This window comes from Geodermatophilus sp. SYSU D00696 (assembly GCF_054050235.1).
In genome coordinates this window covers 1-16,038 of sequence record NZ_JBJGYY010000063.1, presented here as the reverse complement: position 1 = coordinate 16,038, position 16,038 = coordinate 1, and the positions used below count along the sequence as shown (strand labels likewise).

At 75.8% G+C, this 16,038-nt stretch carries 14 protein-coding genes; 12 read left to right on the top strand and 2 right to left on the bottom strand.

The window, feature by feature from the left end:
- The first annotated feature begins 219 nt into the window (after nucleotides 1-219).
- Genes pheS through ACI79O_RS23500 form a run of 3 tightly spaced genes read left to right on the top strand, consistent with a single transcriptional unit; the run spans nucleotide 220 to nucleotide 4,563 of the window.
- Complete coding sequence (gene pheS / locus ACI79O_RS23510) at nucleotides 220-1,287, top strand: phenylalanine--tRNA ligase subunit alpha (RefSeq protein ID WP_456875333.1); 1,068 nt, start codon at nucleotides 220-222, stop codon at nucleotides 1,285-1,287.
- Complete coding sequence (gene pheT / locus ACI79O_RS23505; protein WP_456915337.1) at nucleotides 1,287-3,764, top strand: phenylalanine--tRNA ligase subunit beta; 2,478 nt, start codon at nucleotides 1,287-1,289, stop codon at nucleotides 3,762-3,764. The genes pheS and pheT overlap by 1 nt, the downstream gene beginning before the upstream one ends.
- Entirely contained in the window at nucleotides 3,757-4,563 is an 807-nt protein-coding gene (locus ACI79O_RS23500; protein ID WP_456915336.1) for an SDR family NAD(P)-dependent oxidoreductase, read from the top strand. The genes pheT and ACI79O_RS23500 overlap by 8 nt, the downstream gene beginning before the upstream one ends.
- A gap of 84 nt (nucleotides 4,564-4,647) precedes the next feature.
- On the opposite strand, the gene ACI79O_RS23495 is transcribed toward ACI79O_RS23500, so the two are convergent.
- Together ACI79O_RS23495 and ACI79O_RS23490 are read right to left on the bottom strand one after the other, a co-directional pair.
- A complete protein-coding gene (locus tag ACI79O_RS23495; RefSeq protein ID WP_456915335.1) occupies nucleotides 4,648-5,406 on the bottom strand; it encodes a hypothetical protein in 759 nt (252 codons plus the stop codon).
- 109 nt (nucleotides 5,407-5,515) lie between these two features.
- Complete coding sequence (locus ACI79O_RS23490) at nucleotides 5,516-6,169, bottom strand: hypothetical protein (protein WP_456891604.1); 654 nt, start codon at nucleotides 6,167-6,169, stop codon at nucleotides 5,516-5,518.
- A gap of 290 nt (nucleotides 6,170-6,459) precedes the next feature.
- On the opposite strand from ACI79O_RS23490, the gene argC reads away from it, so the two are divergent.
- Genes argC through tyrS form a run of 9 tightly spaced genes read left to right on the top strand, consistent with a single transcriptional unit; the run spans nucleotide 6,460 to nucleotide 15,730 of the window.
- Nucleotides 6,460-7,500 carry an N-acetyl-gamma-glutamyl-phosphate reductase gene (gene argC / locus ACI79O_RS23485; protein WP_456891608.1) on the top strand — a complete coding sequence of 347 codons (1,041 nt, stop codon included), beginning with the start codon at nucleotides 6,460-6,462 and terminating at the stop codon, nucleotides 7,498-7,500.
- Entirely contained in the window at nucleotides 7,497-8,648 is a 1,152-nt protein-coding gene (gene argJ / locus ACI79O_RS23480) for a bifunctional glutamate N-acetyltransferase/amino-acid acetyltransferase ArgJ (protein ID WP_456891611.1), read from the top strand. Before argC ends, argJ begins: the two co-directional genes overlap by 4 nt.
- Nucleotides 8,645-9,682, top strand: a complete 1,038-nt coding sequence (gene argB, locus ACI79O_RS23475) for an acetylglutamate kinase (protein WP_456891614.1) — start codon at nucleotides 8,645-8,647, stop codon at nucleotides 9,680-9,682. Before argJ ends, argB begins: the two co-directional genes overlap by 4 nt.
- Nucleotides 9,679-10,869, top strand: a complete 1,191-nt coding sequence (locus ACI79O_RS23470; protein WP_456891616.1) for an acetylornithine transaminase — start codon at nucleotides 9,679-9,681, stop codon at nucleotides 10,867-10,869. Before argB ends, ACI79O_RS23470 begins: the two co-directional genes overlap by 4 nt.
- The gene (gene argF, locus ACI79O_RS23465) at nucleotides 10,866-11,813 is read left to right on the top strand and encodes an ornithine carbamoyltransferase (RefSeq protein ID WP_456891618.1); all 948 of its coding nucleotides are present in this window, start codon (nucleotides 10,866-10,868) and stop codon (nucleotides 11,811-11,813) included. The genes ACI79O_RS23470 and argF overlap by 4 nt, the downstream gene beginning before the upstream one ends.
- Entirely contained in the window at nucleotides 11,810-12,361 is a 552-nt protein-coding gene (locus tag ACI79O_RS23460) for an arginine repressor (protein ID WP_456875343.1), read from the top strand. The genes argF and ACI79O_RS23460 overlap by 4 nt, the downstream gene beginning before the upstream one ends.
- A complete protein-coding gene (gene argH, locus ACI79O_RS23455) occupies nucleotides 12,358-13,803 on the top strand; it encodes an argininosuccinate lyase (protein WP_456915334.1) in 1,446 nt (481 codons plus the stop codon). The genes ACI79O_RS23460 and argH overlap by 4 nt, the downstream gene beginning before the upstream one ends.
- Nucleotides 13,767-14,447, top strand: coding sequence for a DNA-3-methyladenine glycosylase (locus ACI79O_RS23450; protein WP_456915338.1), 681 nt, complete (start codon nucleotides 13,767-13,769; stop codon nucleotides 14,445-14,447). The genes argH and ACI79O_RS23450 overlap by 37 nt, the downstream gene beginning before the upstream one ends.
- Nucleotides 14,444-15,730, top strand: coding sequence for a tyrosine--tRNA ligase (gene tyrS / locus ACI79O_RS23445; RefSeq protein WP_456915333.1), 1,287 nt, complete (start codon nucleotides 14,444-14,446; stop codon nucleotides 15,728-15,730). The genes ACI79O_RS23450 and tyrS overlap by 4 nt, the downstream gene beginning before the upstream one ends.
- Nucleotides 15,731-16,038: the final 308 nt, after the last annotated feature.

Below are 16,038 nucleotides of genomic sequence, written 5' to 3'. Positions count from 1 at the left end.
CGCCACCCCCCCCGGCAGCCCGCCCCCCGCCGCGCCGCCCCCGGCCCGCGCCCCCCCCCCCCCCCCCCCCCCCCCCCCCCCCCCCCCCCCCCCCCCCCCCCCCCCCCCCCGCCGTGGGGCCCCCGGAGCGCCGAGATCACGTGATCTCGACGGGGGAGGGGCCGGCCGTCCGCAAACCCGGCAGCGGCCGCGCGGGACCGGCGGGCAGAATGGCCTCCCGTGTCCGGCGCCAACGACCCCTACGACCCCAAGCAGGTCGCGGCCCTCTCCGCCGAGGCCCTCGACGCCGCCGTCGCCGCGGCCCGCGAGGCCTTCGGCAAGGCCGGCGACCTCGAGGAGCTGGCCGCCGTCCGCCCGGCCCACCTCGGCGACCGCGCGCCGGTGCCGCTGGCCCGCCGCGAGCTCGGCGCGCTGCCCCCGGCCGCCCGCGCCGACGCCGGCAAGCGGGTCAACGCCGCCCGCCAGGCGGTCACCGCGGCCTTCGACACCCGCCGCGCGGAGCTCGAGGCCGAGCGCGACGCCCGGGTGCTGGCCGAGGAGCGGGTCGACGTCACCCTGCCCTGGGACCGCACCCCGCGCGGCGCGAGGCACCCGATCACCACGCTGATGGAGCGGATCGCCGACGTGTTCGTCGGCATGGGCTACGAGGTCGCCGAGGGCCCCGAGCTCGAGGCGGAGTGGCTGAACTTCGACGCGCTGAACATGCAGCCCGACCACCCGGCCCGCACGATGATGGACACCTTCTTCGTCGCGCCGGAGGACTCCGGCCTGGTGCTGCGCACGCACACCAGCCCGGTGCAGGCCCGCACGATGCTCGCCCGCACGCCGCCGATCTACGTCGTCGCGCCCGGCCGGACCTACCGCACCGACGAGCTCGACGCGACGCACACCCCGGTGTTCCACCAGGTCGAGGGCCTGGCCGTCGACCGCGGGCTGACGATGGCGCACCTGCGGGGCACCCTCGACCACCTGGCCCGGGCGCTGTTCGGCGCCGACGCGCGCACCCGGTGGCGGCCGTCGTACTTCCCGTTCACCGAGCCATCGGCGGAGTTCGACGTGTGGTTCCCCGAGCACCGCGACGGCCCGCGCTGGGTCGAGTGGGGCGGCTGCGGCATGGTCAACCCGCGGGTGCTGGTCGCCTGCGGCATCGACCCCGAGGAGTACAGCGGCTTCGCCTTCGGGATGGGCATCGAGCGGGCCCTGCAGTTCCGCTCGGCGGTCGGCGACATGCGCGACATCGTCGAGGGCGACGTCCGGTTCACGCGAGCGTTCGGAGTGGAGCAGTAGTGCGGGTCCCCATCGGCTGGCTGGCCGAGCACGTCGACATCCCGCAGGGCACGACCGTCGAGCAGCTCGACGCCACCTTCGTGCGGCTGGGCCTCGAGGTCGAGGAGGTCCACCACCCGGCCGAGGTCACCGGCCCGCTGGTGGTCGGCCGGGTGCTGGAGATCGAGGAGCTGACCGGCTTCAAGAAGCCGATCCGGTACTGCCGGGTCGACGTCGGGGAGGCCGAGCCGCGCGGCGTCGTCTGCGGCGCCACCAACTTCGCCGTGGGCGACGCGGTCGTCGTCGCGCTGCCCGGCGCGGTGCTGCCCGGGGGCTTCGAGATCGCCGCCCGCACCACCTACGGCCACGTCTCCGACGGGATGATCTGCTCCGCCCGCGAGCTGGGCATCGGCGAGGACCACGCCGGCATCCTGGTGCTGGCCACCGGCGGGGAGGGCCCCGAGCCCGGCGCCGACGCCCGCCCGGTGGTCGGCCTCGACGACGTCGTCATCGAGCTGGCCGTCACCCCCGACCGCGGCTACTGCCTGGCCATGCGCGGCATCGCCCGCGAGATGGGCGCCGGCCTCGCCGTCGGCTGGCGCGACCCGGGCGCGGCGACTCCGGCGGTCGAGGCCCCGGGCGGGCCGGCGTGGGAGGTCACGGTCGCCGACCCCGACCGCTGCGACCGCTTCTCCATGGTCGCGATGGAGGGGCTCGACCCCACCGCGCCCAGCCCGTGGTGGATGCGCCGCCGGCTGACCCAGTCGGGCATCCGGTCGATCTCGCTGGCCGTCGACGTCACCAACTACGTGATGCTCGAGCTCGGCCAGCCGATGCACGCCTTCGACCGCGACGCGGTGACCGGCCCGATCGTCGTCCGCCGGGCGCGGGAGGGGGAGCGGCTGACCACCCTCGACGGCGCCGACCGCGTGCTGACGCCCGACGACCTGCTGATCACCGACGACACGGGCCCGATCGGGCTGGCCGCGGTCATGGGCGGCGCCTCCACCGAGATCGGCGACGGCACCCGGAACGTGCTGCTCGAGGCCGCGCACTGGGAGCCCACCGGCGTGGCCCGCACCGCGCGCCGGCACCGGCTGCCCAGCGAGGCCGCGAAGCGCTTCGAGCGCGGCGTCGACCCGGAGATGACCGTCGTCGCGCTGGCCCGCGCCGCGGCGCTGCTGGCCGAGTACGGCGGCGCCCGCGTCGTCGGCGGCCCGGTCGACGTCGACACCCGCGCCCCCCGCCCGGCGATCGCGCTCGACGCCGACCGGCCCGGCCGGGTCGCCGGGGTGCCCTACGCCCCGGAGCGGGTGGTCGAGCTGCTCGAGGCGGTGGGCTGCGACGTGGCGGCGGACGGCGGCTCGCTCACCGTCACCCCGCCGTCCTGGCGCCCCGACCTCACCGACCCCGCCGACCTGGTCGAGGAGGTCGTCCGGCTGGCCGGCTACGACGACGTCCCCTCGGTGCTGCCCACCGCCCCGCCCGGCCGCGGCCTGACCGAGGACCAGCGCCGCCGCCGCAGCCTCGGCCGCACGCTGGCCGAGGCCGGTTACGTCGAGGCCCCGGCCTACCCCTTCGTCGGGCTCGGGGTGTTCGACGCGCTCGGCCTGGCCGACGACGACGAGCGCCGGCAGGTCGTGCTCGTGCGCAACCCGCTGTCGGAGGAGGAGCCGGCGCTGCGCACCACGCTGCTGCCCGGGCTGCTCGAGACGCTGGCCCGCAACCTCGCCCGCGGCCAGCGCGACATCGCCGTCTTCGAGCACGGCGCGGTCTTCCCCGGCGGCCGGCGCACCCCCGCGCCGGTCCCCGGCGTCGACCGGCGGCCCGACGACGAGACCCTCGCCGCGCTGCTGGGCGCCGTCCCCGCCCAGCCCTGGCACGTCGCCGTCGCCCTGACCGGCGCCCGCGAGCCGCGCGGCTGGTGGGGCCCGGGCCGGCCGGCCGGCTGGGCCGACGCGGTGCAGGCCGCCCGGCTGGTGGCCCAGGCCGCCGGGGTCGAGCTGTTCGTCCGCCCCGGCGAGCGGGCGCCCTGGCACCCCGGGCGCTGCGCGGAGCTCGTCGTCGACGACCGGGTGGTCGGCCACGCCGGGGAGCTGCACCCGCGGGTGTGCGCGGCGCTGGACCTGCCCGCCCGCACCTCCGTCATGGAGCTCGACCTCGACGCCCTCCCGCCGTCGCCGGTGCCGGTGGGCCCGCGGATCTCCGCCTTCCCCCCGGTCCTGATCGACCTCGCCTTCGTCGTGCCCGACGAGCTCACCGCCGCGCACGTGGAGTCGCTGGTGCGCGGAGGTGCGGGCGAGCTGTTCGAGGCGGTGCGCCTGTTCGACGTGTACTCCGGCCCGCCGGTGCCGGCGGGGTCGCGGTCGCTGGCGTACTCGCTGGTGCTGCGCGCGCCCGACCGCACGCTGACCGCCGAGGACGTCGCCCGCGTGCGCGAGGGCATCGTCGCCGTCGTCGGGATGCAGGGGATCACCCTGCGGAGCGGGGATGCCTGACCTGACCGGGCTCGTCGCGCTCGTCACGGGGGCATCGGCCGGCATCGGCCGGTACCTGGCCGAGGGGCTGGCCGCCCGCGGCGCCGCCGTCGCCGGGCTCGCCCGCGGCGGCGACCGGCTGCGGACCGCGATGGCCGAGGTCGCCGCGGCCACCGGCGCGCGCACCCTCGCGGTCCCCGCCGACGTCACCGACGCCGCGGCCGTGGACGCCGCCGTCGCGCAGGTGACCCGGGAGCTGGGCCCGGTCGGGCTGCTGGTCAACAACGCCGGCCTGATCGACGCCGCCGAGGTGCCGCTGTGGGAGGCCGACTCCGACCAGTGGTGGTCGGTGGTCGAGAGCCAGGTCCGCGGGCCGTTCCTCGTCGCCCGCGCCGTGCTGCCGGGCATGCTCGCCGCGGGCGGCGGCCGGGTGGTGGGGCTCGCGAGCGGGATCTCCACGCGGGCCAACCCGCTCTACAGCGCCTACTCGGCCGGCAAGACCGCGCAGGTGCGGATCACCGAGTCGATCGACCTGGCCGGCGCGCCGCACGGTGTGCGGGCGTTCGACCTGGCGCCCGGGGTGGTCGACACCGCGATGACCCGCGCCATGCCGATGCACGCCGGGCGCACCGACTGGACCCGCCCCGAGGACGTGGTCGACCTGGTGGTGGCGATCGCCGCGGGCGAGCTCGACCACTGGTCGGGCCGGTTCTTCCGCGCCGGAGTCGACGCCCTCGACACGCTGCGCGCCACGACGCCGGCCGGCGACGCGCGGCGGCTGCGGCTGGTCCCCTACGGCGAGGGCGACCCGCTCGCCTGAGGCCGGAGCGCTCAGTCGTCGAGCGATGGGCGCGTGCCCGCTCGGTCGCGGGACGGGTCGGGCGTCGGGGGTCTGCGACCCCTGTCACCCCGATTCGACAGGAAGTGCCCGGGAGCGCAGGTCCCTCAGTGACGCCGTGAGTGAACCGTCGTTCCGTACGGCGATCACGCACTGTTGGGCACCTGCCGGGCCACGCGGCGAGACCGACAGCTCGAAGACGTGCTCCGACAGGTCAGTGGCCGTGTACGCGTCAGCGCGACGATGGCAGTCCAGGTCCTCCCCGTCAGATGGCGGATCGCTGACCACCTCTGCCGTGTGGGGCTCGCCGCACGACACGTTCCTGCCGGATCGGTCGTCGATGCACCAGCGCCACTCGTCTCCCCGGCCGTCGATGAGCGCGTCACGCGCGTGCGCGGTCAGGACCACCCCCGCGCCCCTGTGGCCGATGCAGACGGAGGAGCCCCCGATGTCCGTGACGGCGACTCCCGCGTCGGGCGTGAGCACGTCGACCCCGGCGAGCCCTCCCAGGTGACGTACGAGCGTGGACTCACTGCAGTCGGACGCGGGACCGATCACCTCCGCGAGGTGGGGGCCGTCGCAGGGCAGTGGGTGGTCGGTCGCCGACAGGCAAGCGCCGACGACGGCTGTCGGGCTCGCGCTCGTGCCAGCCGGGTTCGAGGTCTGTGACTGGCCAGGGGCCCCGGTCGCGGGAAGCGGGGCAGGAGCCGTGGCGGAGGGTGGGCTGGCGGACGAGCCGCCGTCGTCCTCCGGCGCCACCCAGAGGGGCACCAGGACACCGGCGACGGCGGCCAGGAAGCCGCCCACCCCCAGGAAGGCCTGCACGGCGGGACTCTGAAACCAGGACCTCTGTGCCGGAGCGGGTGTCGGTGCCGGCTCTGCCGGCGGGGGAACCCGGCTCTCGTCCTGGTCTTCAGCCACGGGAGACGCCCGACTACGACACGGACACGTCGTGGACGACCCCGATGACCGACCCCCTGCAGTCGGGGTTGTCGGGGTTCAGGTAGGTCTGGACCTTCAGTGCGTTGACGGCCCGGACGGGGATCTCGAACTCCTGGATCTGGTTGAAGGGCACCTGGCGGATCTCCACCTGCTCGTTGTTCGCCAGGACCTCGACGGTGAGCTCTTGATCGGACGACTCGGAGTCGTTCGACTGTCCGACCTTGAACGTCAGGTTCTCGAAGCTGTTGCTGAGCCGGAGTTCGAGCGTTCGCGTGTAGTTGGAGCCGCAGCCCGAGGCGACCGCCGCCATGCCCTGCACGTCCGGCTGATCCGCGATGTCGAACCGGTTCTCCTGCCAGTGCGCCTCGTTGGGCTGGAAGAAGTCCTCGAGTCCGAGTTCCTCACCCGAGCTCTCAGGCTCGAGGACGCCTCCCGTGGGAGTGAGTGACGGCGACGTGGTCGTCTGGCTGGACGACGTCGACGTCGACGTCGACGTCGGTGCCGTGCTCGTGCTGGAGTCTTGGGTTGCCGTTGTCGTCGCGCCGGAGGCGCTCGGCGGAGTGACCTCTGCGCCGCTGCAGGCTGCCACCAAGGGTGCGAGGCAGGCCGTCATCACGACGAGCGTTCGGGCATGGCGCTTGAGCATCTCTCGTCCCCCGGATCCCCGTACTGGCTCGAGCGGCATGATCGCGCGCGACGCTTCTGGAACGAGGTCGACGCGCCGACGCCGCGGCGCCCGCGGCCCGGCCTGCCTGCCGGCTGGCCAGGGCCCGATCTCCGTCCACCACAGCGGCAGCAGGGCACGACGCGCGGGGGGTGAGCCGCCGGCTCCGTCGTGCTCTGCTCCCCATGCGGAGCAGAGCACGACCGCGCGCGGGAGTGCACCTGACCGGGTGACTGTGGAAGGTCATGCACGGCCATGTATGGTCATGCATCATGAGTGCAGCGCGGACGTGGACGGTCGGGGTCACCGGCGCCACCGGGTACGCCGGGGGAGAGGTGGTCCGGTTGCTGGCCGGGCACCCTGACCTGCGGCTGACCGGGGTGCACGCCAGCTCGAGCGCCGGCCGACGCCTGGGCGAGCTGCAGCCGCACCTGCTGCCCTTCGCCGACCTGGAGGTGCGGCCCAGCGCGCCGGAGGACCTCGCCGGCTACGACGTCGTCGTCCTCGCCCTGCCGCACGGGGAGTCCGCCGCCGTCGCCGCGACCCTGCCCGAGGACACGCTGGTGATCGACTGCGGCGCCGACCACCGGCTCGAGGACCCGGCCGCCTGGGAGCGCTGGTACGGCTCGGAGCACGCCGGGAGCTGGCCCTACGGCCTGCCCGAGCTGCCCGGTCAGCGCGAGCGGCTGGCCGGGGCCCGGCGGATCGCCGTCCCGGGCTGCTACCCGACGGCGGTCACCCTGGCCCTGGCGCCCGCGCTGGCCGCCGGTGTGGCCGGGCCCGACGTCGTCGTGGTCGCCGCCTCCGGCACCTCCGGCGCGGGCAAGAAGGCCGCGCCGCACCTGCTGGGCAGCGAGGTCATGGGGTCGGTCACCGCCTACGGCGTCGGCGGGGTGCACCGGCACACGCCCGAGATGGTGCAGAACCTCTCCCGGGCGGCCGGCCGGGACGTCACCGTCAGCTTCACCCCGACGCTGGTGCCGATGAGCCGGGGCATCCTCGCCACCTGCACCGCCCCGCTGGCCGGCGGCGCGAACGAGGCCGACGTCCGGGCCGCCTACGAGAAGGCCTGCGCCGACGAGCCGTTCGTGCACCTGCTGCCCGAGGGCCAGTGGCCCACGACGGCGCAGGTGCTCGGCGCCAACACCGTCGCGCTGCAGGTCGCCGTCGACCCCGACGCCGGCCGGCTGGTCGTCGTCGCCGCCGTCGACAACCTCACCAAGGGCACCGCGGGCGCGGCGGTCCAGTGCGCCAACCTGGCCCTCGGCCTGCCCGAGACCACCGGCCTGCCGGTCGTGGGGGTGGCGCCGTGAGCGTCACCGCGCCGCAGGGGTTCCGGGCCGCGGGCGTCGCCGCGGGGCTGAAGAGCTCCGGCGCGCCCGACGTCGCCCTGGTCGTCAACGACGGTCCGCGGGACGCCGCCGCCGCCGTCTTCACCACCAACCGGTTCCCCGCCGCGCCGGTGCTGTGGAGCCGGCAGGTGCTCCTCGACGGGCGGCTGCGGGCGGTCGTGCTCAACTCCGGGGGCGCCAACGCCTGCACCGGCACCGACGGCTTCGGTGACACCCACGCCACCGCCGAGCACACCGCCGCCGAGCTCGGGCTGGGCGCGATCGACGTCGCGGTGGCCTCCACCGGCCTCATCGGCGTCCGGCTGCCCATGGACCGGCTGCTGCCCGGGGTCACCGACGCGGCGAAGGCGCTGTCGGCCGACGGCGGCCCCGACGCCGCGCGGGCTGTCATGACCACCGACAGCGTGCCGAAGACGACGGTCGTCGAGCGGGACGGCTGGTCGGTCGGCGGCATGGCCAAGGGCGCGGGCATGCTCGCCCCGAGCCTCGCGACCATGCTCGTCGTCCTCACCACCGACGCCGTGGTCGAACCGGCCGTGCTGCAGGACGCGCTGAAGACGGCCACCGGCGTCAGCCTCGAGCGCGTCGACTCCGACGGCTGCCTGTCCACCAACGACACCGTGGTCGCGATGGCCAACGGCGCGAGCGGGGTCACCCCGACCGCCGCGGAGGTCACCGAGGCGCTCACCGCCGCGGCCACCGACCTGGCGATGCAACTGCTCGCCGACGCCGAGGGCTCGACCAAGGACATCGCGATCACCGTGCGGAACGCGGCGACCGTCGAGGACGCACTCACCGCCGGCCGGGCGTGCGCGCGCAACAACCTGCTCAAGACCGCGCTGTTCGGCAACGACCCCAACTGGGGCCGGGTGCTCGCCGCGATCGGCACCACCGACGCCGCCTTCGAACCCGACCGGGTCGACGTGACCATCAACGGCGTCACCGTCTGCCGGGGTGGCGCGATCGGCGACCCCCGCGAGGGCGTCGACCTCACCGGCCGGGCGGTCACCATCGACGTCGACCTCCGGGCCGGCACCGAGCAGGCCACGATCTGGACCAACGACCTGTCCATCGCCTACGTGCACGAGAACTCGGCGTACTCGACGTGACCGCCGACGCGACCCCCCAGGACACCCACGAGGACCCCACGCCCCCCGACGTCCGGGTCGACGAGGCGCCGCCACCGCCGCGCCGACGCATCGGCACCCGGCGGGTCATGCGCACCCACGACCCCGAGGGCGACGCCCGCCGGATCGCGGTCCTCACCGAGGCGCTGCCCTGGCTCAAGGAGTTCCACGGCAACGTCGTGGTCATCAAGTACGGCGGGCACGCGATGGTCGACGACGCGTGCCGCCGGGCCTTCGCCGAGGACATGGTCTTCCTGCGGACGTGCGGCATCCTGCCCGTCGTCGTGCACGGCGGCGGGCCGCAGATCACCGGCATGCTCGGCCGGCTCGGCATCGAGAGCGAGTTCCGCGGCGGCCTGCGGGTGACCGACGAGGAGACCGTCGGCGTCGTCCGCATGGTGCTCACCGGCCAGGTCACCCCTGAGGTGGTCGGCCTGGTCAACCAGCACGGCCCGCTCGCGGTCGGCCTGTCCGGGGAGGACGGCGGGCTGTTCACCGCCGAGCGGACGGCGGCGGTCGTCGACGGCGAGCCGGTCGACGTCGGCCTGGTCGGCGACGTCGTCGCCGTCGACCCCACGCCGGTCACCGCGCTGCTCGAGCGCGGCAAGATCCCGGTCGTGGCCACCGTGGCGCCCGACCGCGACGGCGTGGTGCACAACGTCAACGCCGACACCGCGGCCGCGGCGCTGGCCGTGGCGCTGGGCGCGGTCAAGCTCGTCGTCCTCACCGACGTCGAGGGCCTCTACGCCGACTGGCCCGACCGCGACTCGCTGGTGCAGAAGATCGACACCGTCGAGCTGGCCGAGATCCTGCCCACCCTGGACGCGGGCATGGTCCCGAAGATGGCCGCCTGCCTGCGGGCGGTCGAGGGCGGCGTGCGGCGGGCCACCGTGGTCGACGGCCGCACCCCGCACGCGCTGCTGCTGGAGATGTTCACCACCGAGGGCACCGGGACGATGGTCGTCCCCGCCGCCACCGCGACCGACGACGCACCGACCGGGGAGGAGCCGGCATGACCCGCACCGAGGAGCTGGCCGGCCGCTGGTCGGCGGTGATGATGGGCAACTACCGGACGCCGCCGGTCGCGCTCGCGCGCGGGGCGGGCGCGGTCGTCTGGGACGTCGACGGTCGGGAGTACACCGACCTGCTCGGCGGGATCGCGACGACGATCCTCGGCCACGCGCACCCGCGGGTGACCGAGGCGATCACCCGGCAGGCGCAGACCCTCGGGCACGTGTCCAACCTGGCGATGCACGAGCCCGGCGTCACCCTCGCCGAGCGGCTGCTGGAGCTGGCCGGCCGGCCCGGGCGGGTGTTCTTCTGCAACTCCGGCGCCGAGGCCAACGAGGCCGCGTTCAAGATCAGCCGGCTGACCGGGCGGCCCGAGGTGGTCACCGCCGAGGGCGCGTTCCACGGCCGGACGATGGGCGCGCTGGCGCTCACCGGCCAGCCGTCCAAGGCCGCGGCCTTCGCGCCGCTGCCCGGCGGCGTCCGGTACGTCCCCTACGGCGACGCCGCCGCGCTGGCCGGCACGGTCGGCGACGCGACGGCGATGGTGCTGCTCGAGCCGGTGCTCGGCGAGGGCGGCGTGCTGCCCGCGCCCCCCGGGTACCTCGCCGCCGCGGCGGAGACGGCGCGGGCCGCGGGCGCGCTGTTCGCCGTCGACGAGGTGCAGACCGGCACCGGCCGCACCGGCCACTGGTTCGCCCACCAGGCCGACGGCCTGCAGCCCGACCTGGTCACCCTGGCCAAGGCCCTCGGCGGCGGGCTGCCGCTCGGCGCCACCCTGGCCTTCGGCGACGCCGCCGACCTGATGACCGCCGGCTCGCACGGCTCCACGTTCGGTGGCAACCCGATCGCCGCGGCGGCCGCGCTCGCCGTCCTCGACACCATCCGCGACGAGGGCCTCCTGGAGCGTGCCAAGCAGCTCGAGCACCGGTTCGCCGCCGGCGTCGAGGGCCTCGGGCACGCCGGCGTGGCCGGGGTGCGGGGGAGGGGCGCACTGCTCGGCGTGGTCCTCACCGCGCCGGTCGCCGCCGGGCTGGAGGCCGCGCTGCGCGACGCCGGCTTCCTCACCAACGCCGTCGCGCCCGACGTGCTGCGCCTGGCGCCGTCCCTGGTCGTCACCGACGCCCAGGTCGACGCCTTCGTCGCCGCGCTGCCGGCCGCCCTCGACACCGCCCTGCAGGAGACCGACCAGTGACCCGGCACCTCACCCGCGACGACGACCTCACCCCCGACGAGCAGGCCGAGGTCCTCGCGCTGGCCGCCGAGCTCAAGCGCACCCGGCACACCGACGCCGCCCCCACCCCGCTGCGGGCCCCGAACGGCGTGCCGCGGGCGGTCGCGGTCGTGTTCGACAAGCCCTCCACCCGCACCCGGGTGTCGTTCTCGGTCGGCGTCGCCGAGCTCGGCGGGTACCCGCTGGTCGTCGACGCCGGCACCAGCCAGCTCGGCCGCGGCGAGCCGGTGGAGGACACCACCCGGGTGCTCGACCGGCAGGTGGCCGCGATCGTGTGGCGCACCTTCGGGCAGGACCGGCTCGAGGCGATGGCGGCCACCAGCCGGGTGCCGGTGGTCAACGCGCTCACCGACGACTTCCACCCCTGCCAGGTCCTGGCCGACCTGCAGACGGTCGCCGAGGTCCACGGCACGCTCCCCGGGCGGACGCTGGCCTACCTCGGCGACGGCGCCAACAACATGGCGCACTCCTACCTGCTCGGCGGCGCCACCGCCGGCCTGCACGTGCGGATCGGCTCCCCGGAGGGCTACCAGCCCGCCCCCGAGGTGCTGAAGCGGGCGGGGGAGATCGCCGCGGAGACCGGCGGGTCGGTGCAGTGGACCGCCGACCCGGCGGCCGCCGCCGACGGCGCCGACGTCCTCGCCACCGACACCTGGGTGTCGATGGGCCAGGAGGGCGAGTACGAGGCGCGGATCGCGCCGTTCCGGCCCTATGCCGTCGACGAGTCGGCGCTCGACCGGGCCGCCGCCGGCGCCGTCGTCCTGCACTGCCTGCCGGCCTACCGCGGCAAGGAGATCGCCGCGGCGGTCATCGACGGGCCGCAGAGCGCCGTCTGGGACGAGGCCGAGAACCGGCTGCACGCGCAGAAGGCGCTGCTGAGCTGGCTGCTGGAGCGGTCCGGGTGACCGGAGCGCTGACCCGCTCGGCGCGCCAGGCCCGCATCGCCGAGCTGATCACCGCGCAGCCGGTCAGCTCGCAGACCCAGCTCGCGGCGCTGCTGGCCGCCTCGGGCGTCGAGGTCACCCAGGCCACCCTCTCCCGCGACCTGGAGGAGCTCGGCGCGGTCAAGCTCCGCGGCACCGACGGCGCCCCGGCGTCCTACGTGCTGCCGCCGGAGAACGCCCCGCTGCGCCCGGCGCAGACCGCGCCGGCCCGGCTCACCCGGCTGCTGGCCGACCTGCTCACCAGCGCCGAGGGCAGCGCCAACCTGGCCGTGCTGCGCACCCCGCCCGGGGCGGCGCAGTTCCTCGCCTCGGCCCTGGACAAGGTGGGACTGCCCGACGTCCTGGGCACCATCGCCGGGGACGACACACTGCTCGTGGTCTCCCGCGACCCCGACGGCGGCCCGGCGCTGGCCGAGCGGCTGCGCGCGCTGGCCGCCCGCACGCCGGCGGTCTACCCCGAGCTGCACACCGACCTCACCGACGACCCGCCCGGAGGAACCGCCCCGTGACCGACCCGTCCGCCCCCGCCTCGCCGACCCGGCTCTGGGGCGGCCGCTTCGGCGGCGGGCCGTCGCCGGCCATGGCGGCGCTGTCGAAGTCCACCGACGTCGACTGGCGGCTGGCGCCCTACGACCTCGCCGGCTCACGCGCGCACGCCCGGGTGCTGCACCGCGCCGGCCTGCTCACCGACGACGAGCTCGCGCAGCTGGTCGGCGCACTCACCGAGCTGTCGGCGGAGGTCGCCGCGGGCACCTTCGGCCCCGTCGAGGCCGACGAGGACGTGCACGAGGCGCTCGAGCGCGGCCTGCTGGGCAAGCTCGGCCCGCTCGGGGGGAAGCTGCGCGCCGGTCGCTCCCGCAACGACCAGGTCGCCACCGACCTGCGGCTGTACCTGCGGCACAACGTGCGGGCGCTGGTCGGCGAGCTCGCCTCGCTGGAGTACGCGCTGCTCGGCCTCGCCGAGCGGTACCTCGACGTCCCCGCGCCGGGCATGACCCACCTCCAGCACGCCCAGCCGGTGCTCGTCAGCCACCAGCTGCTCGCCCACGCCCACGCGTTCGCCCGCGACGTCGACCGGCTGTCCGACTGGGACCGCCGGGCCGCCGTCAGCCCGCTGGGCTCCGGAGCGCTGGCCGGGTCGTCGCTGCCGCTGGACCCCGACGCCGTCGCCGCCGAGCTCGGCTTCGACCGCGCGGCCGACAACTCCGTCGACGCCGTCAGCGACCGCGACTTCGCCGCGGAGTTCTGCTTCGCCGCCGCCCTGATCGGCGTGCACCTCTCCCGGCTGGGGGAGGAGGTCGTGCTCTGGACCTCCACCGAGTTCGGCTGGGCCCGGCTCGACGACGCCTGGGCCACCGGGTCGTCGATCATGCCGCAGAAGAAGAACCCCGACATCGCCGAGCTCGCGCGCGGCAAGTCCGGCCGGTTCGTCGGCAACCTCACCGGTCTGCTGACGATGCTCAAGGGCCTGCCGCTGGCCTACGACCGCGACCTGCAGGAGGACAAGGAGCCGGTCTTCGACTCCCTCGAGCAGCTGCTGCTCCTGCTGCCCGCGGTCACCGGGATGGTCGCCACGCTGACCCTGCGCCCCGAGGTCCTCGAGGCCGCCGCGCCGCAGGGGTTCGCCCTCGCCACCGACGTCGCCGAGTGGCTGGTCCGGCAGGGCGTCCCCTTCCGCTCGGCGCACGAGATCTCCGGCGCGATGGTCTCCTTCTGCGAGGAGGCCGGCCTGGAGCTCGGCGAGCTCGACGACGACCAGCTCGCCGGCATCGACGAACGGCTCACCCCGGAGGTGCGCGCGGTGCTGTCGGTCCGGGGGGCGCTGGAGGCGCGCGACACCCGCGGGGGGACGGCGCCGGCGCGGGTGGCCGGGCAGCTCGCCGCCCTCAAGGACGTCGTCGCCGCGCACGGCCGCTGGTCGGCCGGCTCGCCCGTGGCGGCCGCGCTCTGAGGTCCGCGGGCCGCCTGCTGACGGCGGGGGAGCTCCTCGGGCCCGTCGACGCCGTCGCGCCGGCGCTGCTGGGCTGCTGGGTGGTCACCGAGCGGCCCGAGGGCACCGTCGCGGTGCGGCTGACCGAGGTGGAGGCGTACTCGGGGGAGGGCGAGGACCCCGCCTCGCACGCCCACCGCGGGCCGACCCCCCGCGCGGCGATCATGTTCGGCCCGCCCGGGCGGCTCTACGTCTACTTCAGCTACGGCGTGCACTGGTGCGCCAACGTCGTCGTCGGGCCCGCCGGTCGCGGCTCGGCGGTGCTCCTGCGGGCCGGCGAGGTCGTCGCGGGGGAGTCGGTGGCCGCCACCCGCCGGCCCTCGGCGAAGGTGCCGCGCGACCTCGCCCGCGGCCCGGCTCGGCTCACCGCCGCGCTCGCCATCGGCCCGGAGGACGGCGGCGCCGACGTCCTGGACCCGTCGTCGCCGGTGCGGCTGCACGCCGGCGCGCCGCCGTCGGCCGTGTCGGCCGGTCCGCGGGTGGGGATCAGCCGGGCCACCGAGCTGCCGTGGCGGTTCTGGGAGACCGGCGCGCCGTCGGTGAGCGCCTTCCGCCCGGGCGGGCAGCGCCGCCGTCGCGCCGCCGGGCAGGATGGGCACCCGTGACCGACGTCCTGTCCGACCTGCACCGTCGCGGGCTCATCGCCCAGAGCACCGACGAGGAGGCGCTGCGCGCGCACCTCGCCGCCGGCCCGGTCACCTACTACTGCGGCTTCGACCCCACCGCCCCGAGCCTGCACGTCGGCCACCTGGTGCAGGTCATGGTGCTGCGGGCGCTGCAGCGCGCCGGGCACCGGCCGGTCGTCCTCGTCGGCGGCGCCACCGGGCTGATCGGCGACCCCCGGCCGACCGCGGAGCGGCAGCTCAACGACCGCGCGACGGTCGCCGGCTGGGTCGACGGCATCCGCCGCCAGCTCTCGCCCTTCCTCGAGCTGCCCGCCGAGCGCGAGGGCCTGGCCGCGCCGGTCTACGTCGACAACCTGACCTGGACCGAGCCGCTGTCGGCCATCGACCTGCTCCGCGACCTCGGCAAGCACTTCCGGGTCGGCCGGATGCTCGCCAAGGAGGCCGTCGCCGCGCGGCTGAACTCCGAGGCCGGCATCAGCTACACCGAGTTCAGCTACCAGATCCTGCAGGCCCACGACTTCCTGCAGCTGTTCCGCCGTCACGGCGTGACGCTGCAGACCGGCGGCTCGGACCAGTGGGGCAACCTCACCGCCGGCATCGACCTCGTGCGCCGGGTGGAGGGCGCGACCGTGCACGCCCTGTCCACCCAGCTGGTCACCAAGTCCGACGGCACCAAGTTCGGCAAGACCGAGGGCGGCGCGGTGTGGCTGGACCCAGCCCTCACCTCGCCCTACGCGTTCTTCCAGTTCTGGCTCAACGCCGACGACGCCGACGTCCGCGCCTGGCTGCCGCTGTACTCCGAGCGCGCGGCCGAGGAGGTCGAGGCGATCCTCGCCGAGAGCGCCGAGCGACCGGCCTCCCGGGCGGCGCAGCGCGCCCTGGCCGAGGAGCTGACCGCGCTGGTGCACGGGCCGGAGGAGCTGCGCCAGGCCGAGGCGGCCGGGCGGGCGCTGTTCGGCCGGGACGACCTCACGACGCTCGGCGCCGAGACGCTCGGCGCCGCCCTGCGGGAGGCCGGCAGCGTCACCGTCGACGGCGAGACGCCGACCGTCGCCCAGCTGCTGCAGCGGTCCGGTCTGGTCGCGAGCCTGTCCGAGGCGCGCCGGACGGTGAAGGAGGGCGGCGCGTACCTCAACAACGAGCGGGTGACCGACGCCGACGCCGTGCCCGGGGAGGACGCCTGGCTCCCCGGCGGGTGGCTCGTGCTGCGCCGCGGGAAGCGGGCGGTCGCCGGTGTCCAGCGGGTGCCCGCGGGCCGGTAGCCGGCGGCGGCGCCCATGTGAACGCCAGGTGACACGCCGGTCTCGGAACGGTGTCGGTCGTCACGGCGGAGCCGGTTTGACACGGGTACGACAGCCACGTAACTTCTTCTCTGCGCGCCGCACGGCCCGGGAGGGCGAGCGGGAAGGCCCCAGCAGGAGCCCCCGTTGCGGGCGTACAGTAGGACAAGCCGCGATCGACGAAGCCCGGAAGGGTGGAGTTGGTGTGCGTCCGTTCCTTGAGAACTCAACAGCGTGCCGAAAGTCAGTGCCAAGTAACAAACCCCCGTGGCCTGGTCGGTTGTCCGGTC

Bases quoted from the DNA above. Each gene is read 5' to 3' on its own strand.
- ACI79O_RS23500 (WP_456915336.1), top strand. From the start codon at position 3,757: ATGCCTGACCTGACCGGGCTCGTCGCGCTCGTCACGGGGGCATCGGCC.
- ACI79O_RS23490 (WP_456891604.1), bottom strand. From the start codon at position 6,169: ATGCTCAAGCGCCATGCCCGAACGCTCGTCGTGATGACGGCCTGCCTC.
- argC (WP_456891608.1), top strand. From the start codon at position 6,460: ATGAGTGCAGCGCGGACGTGGACGGTCGGGGTCACCGGCGCCACCGGG.
- ACI79O_RS23470 (WP_456891616.1), top strand. From the start codon at position 9,679: ATGACCCGCACCGAGGAGCTGGCCGGCCGCTGGTCGGCGGTGATGATG.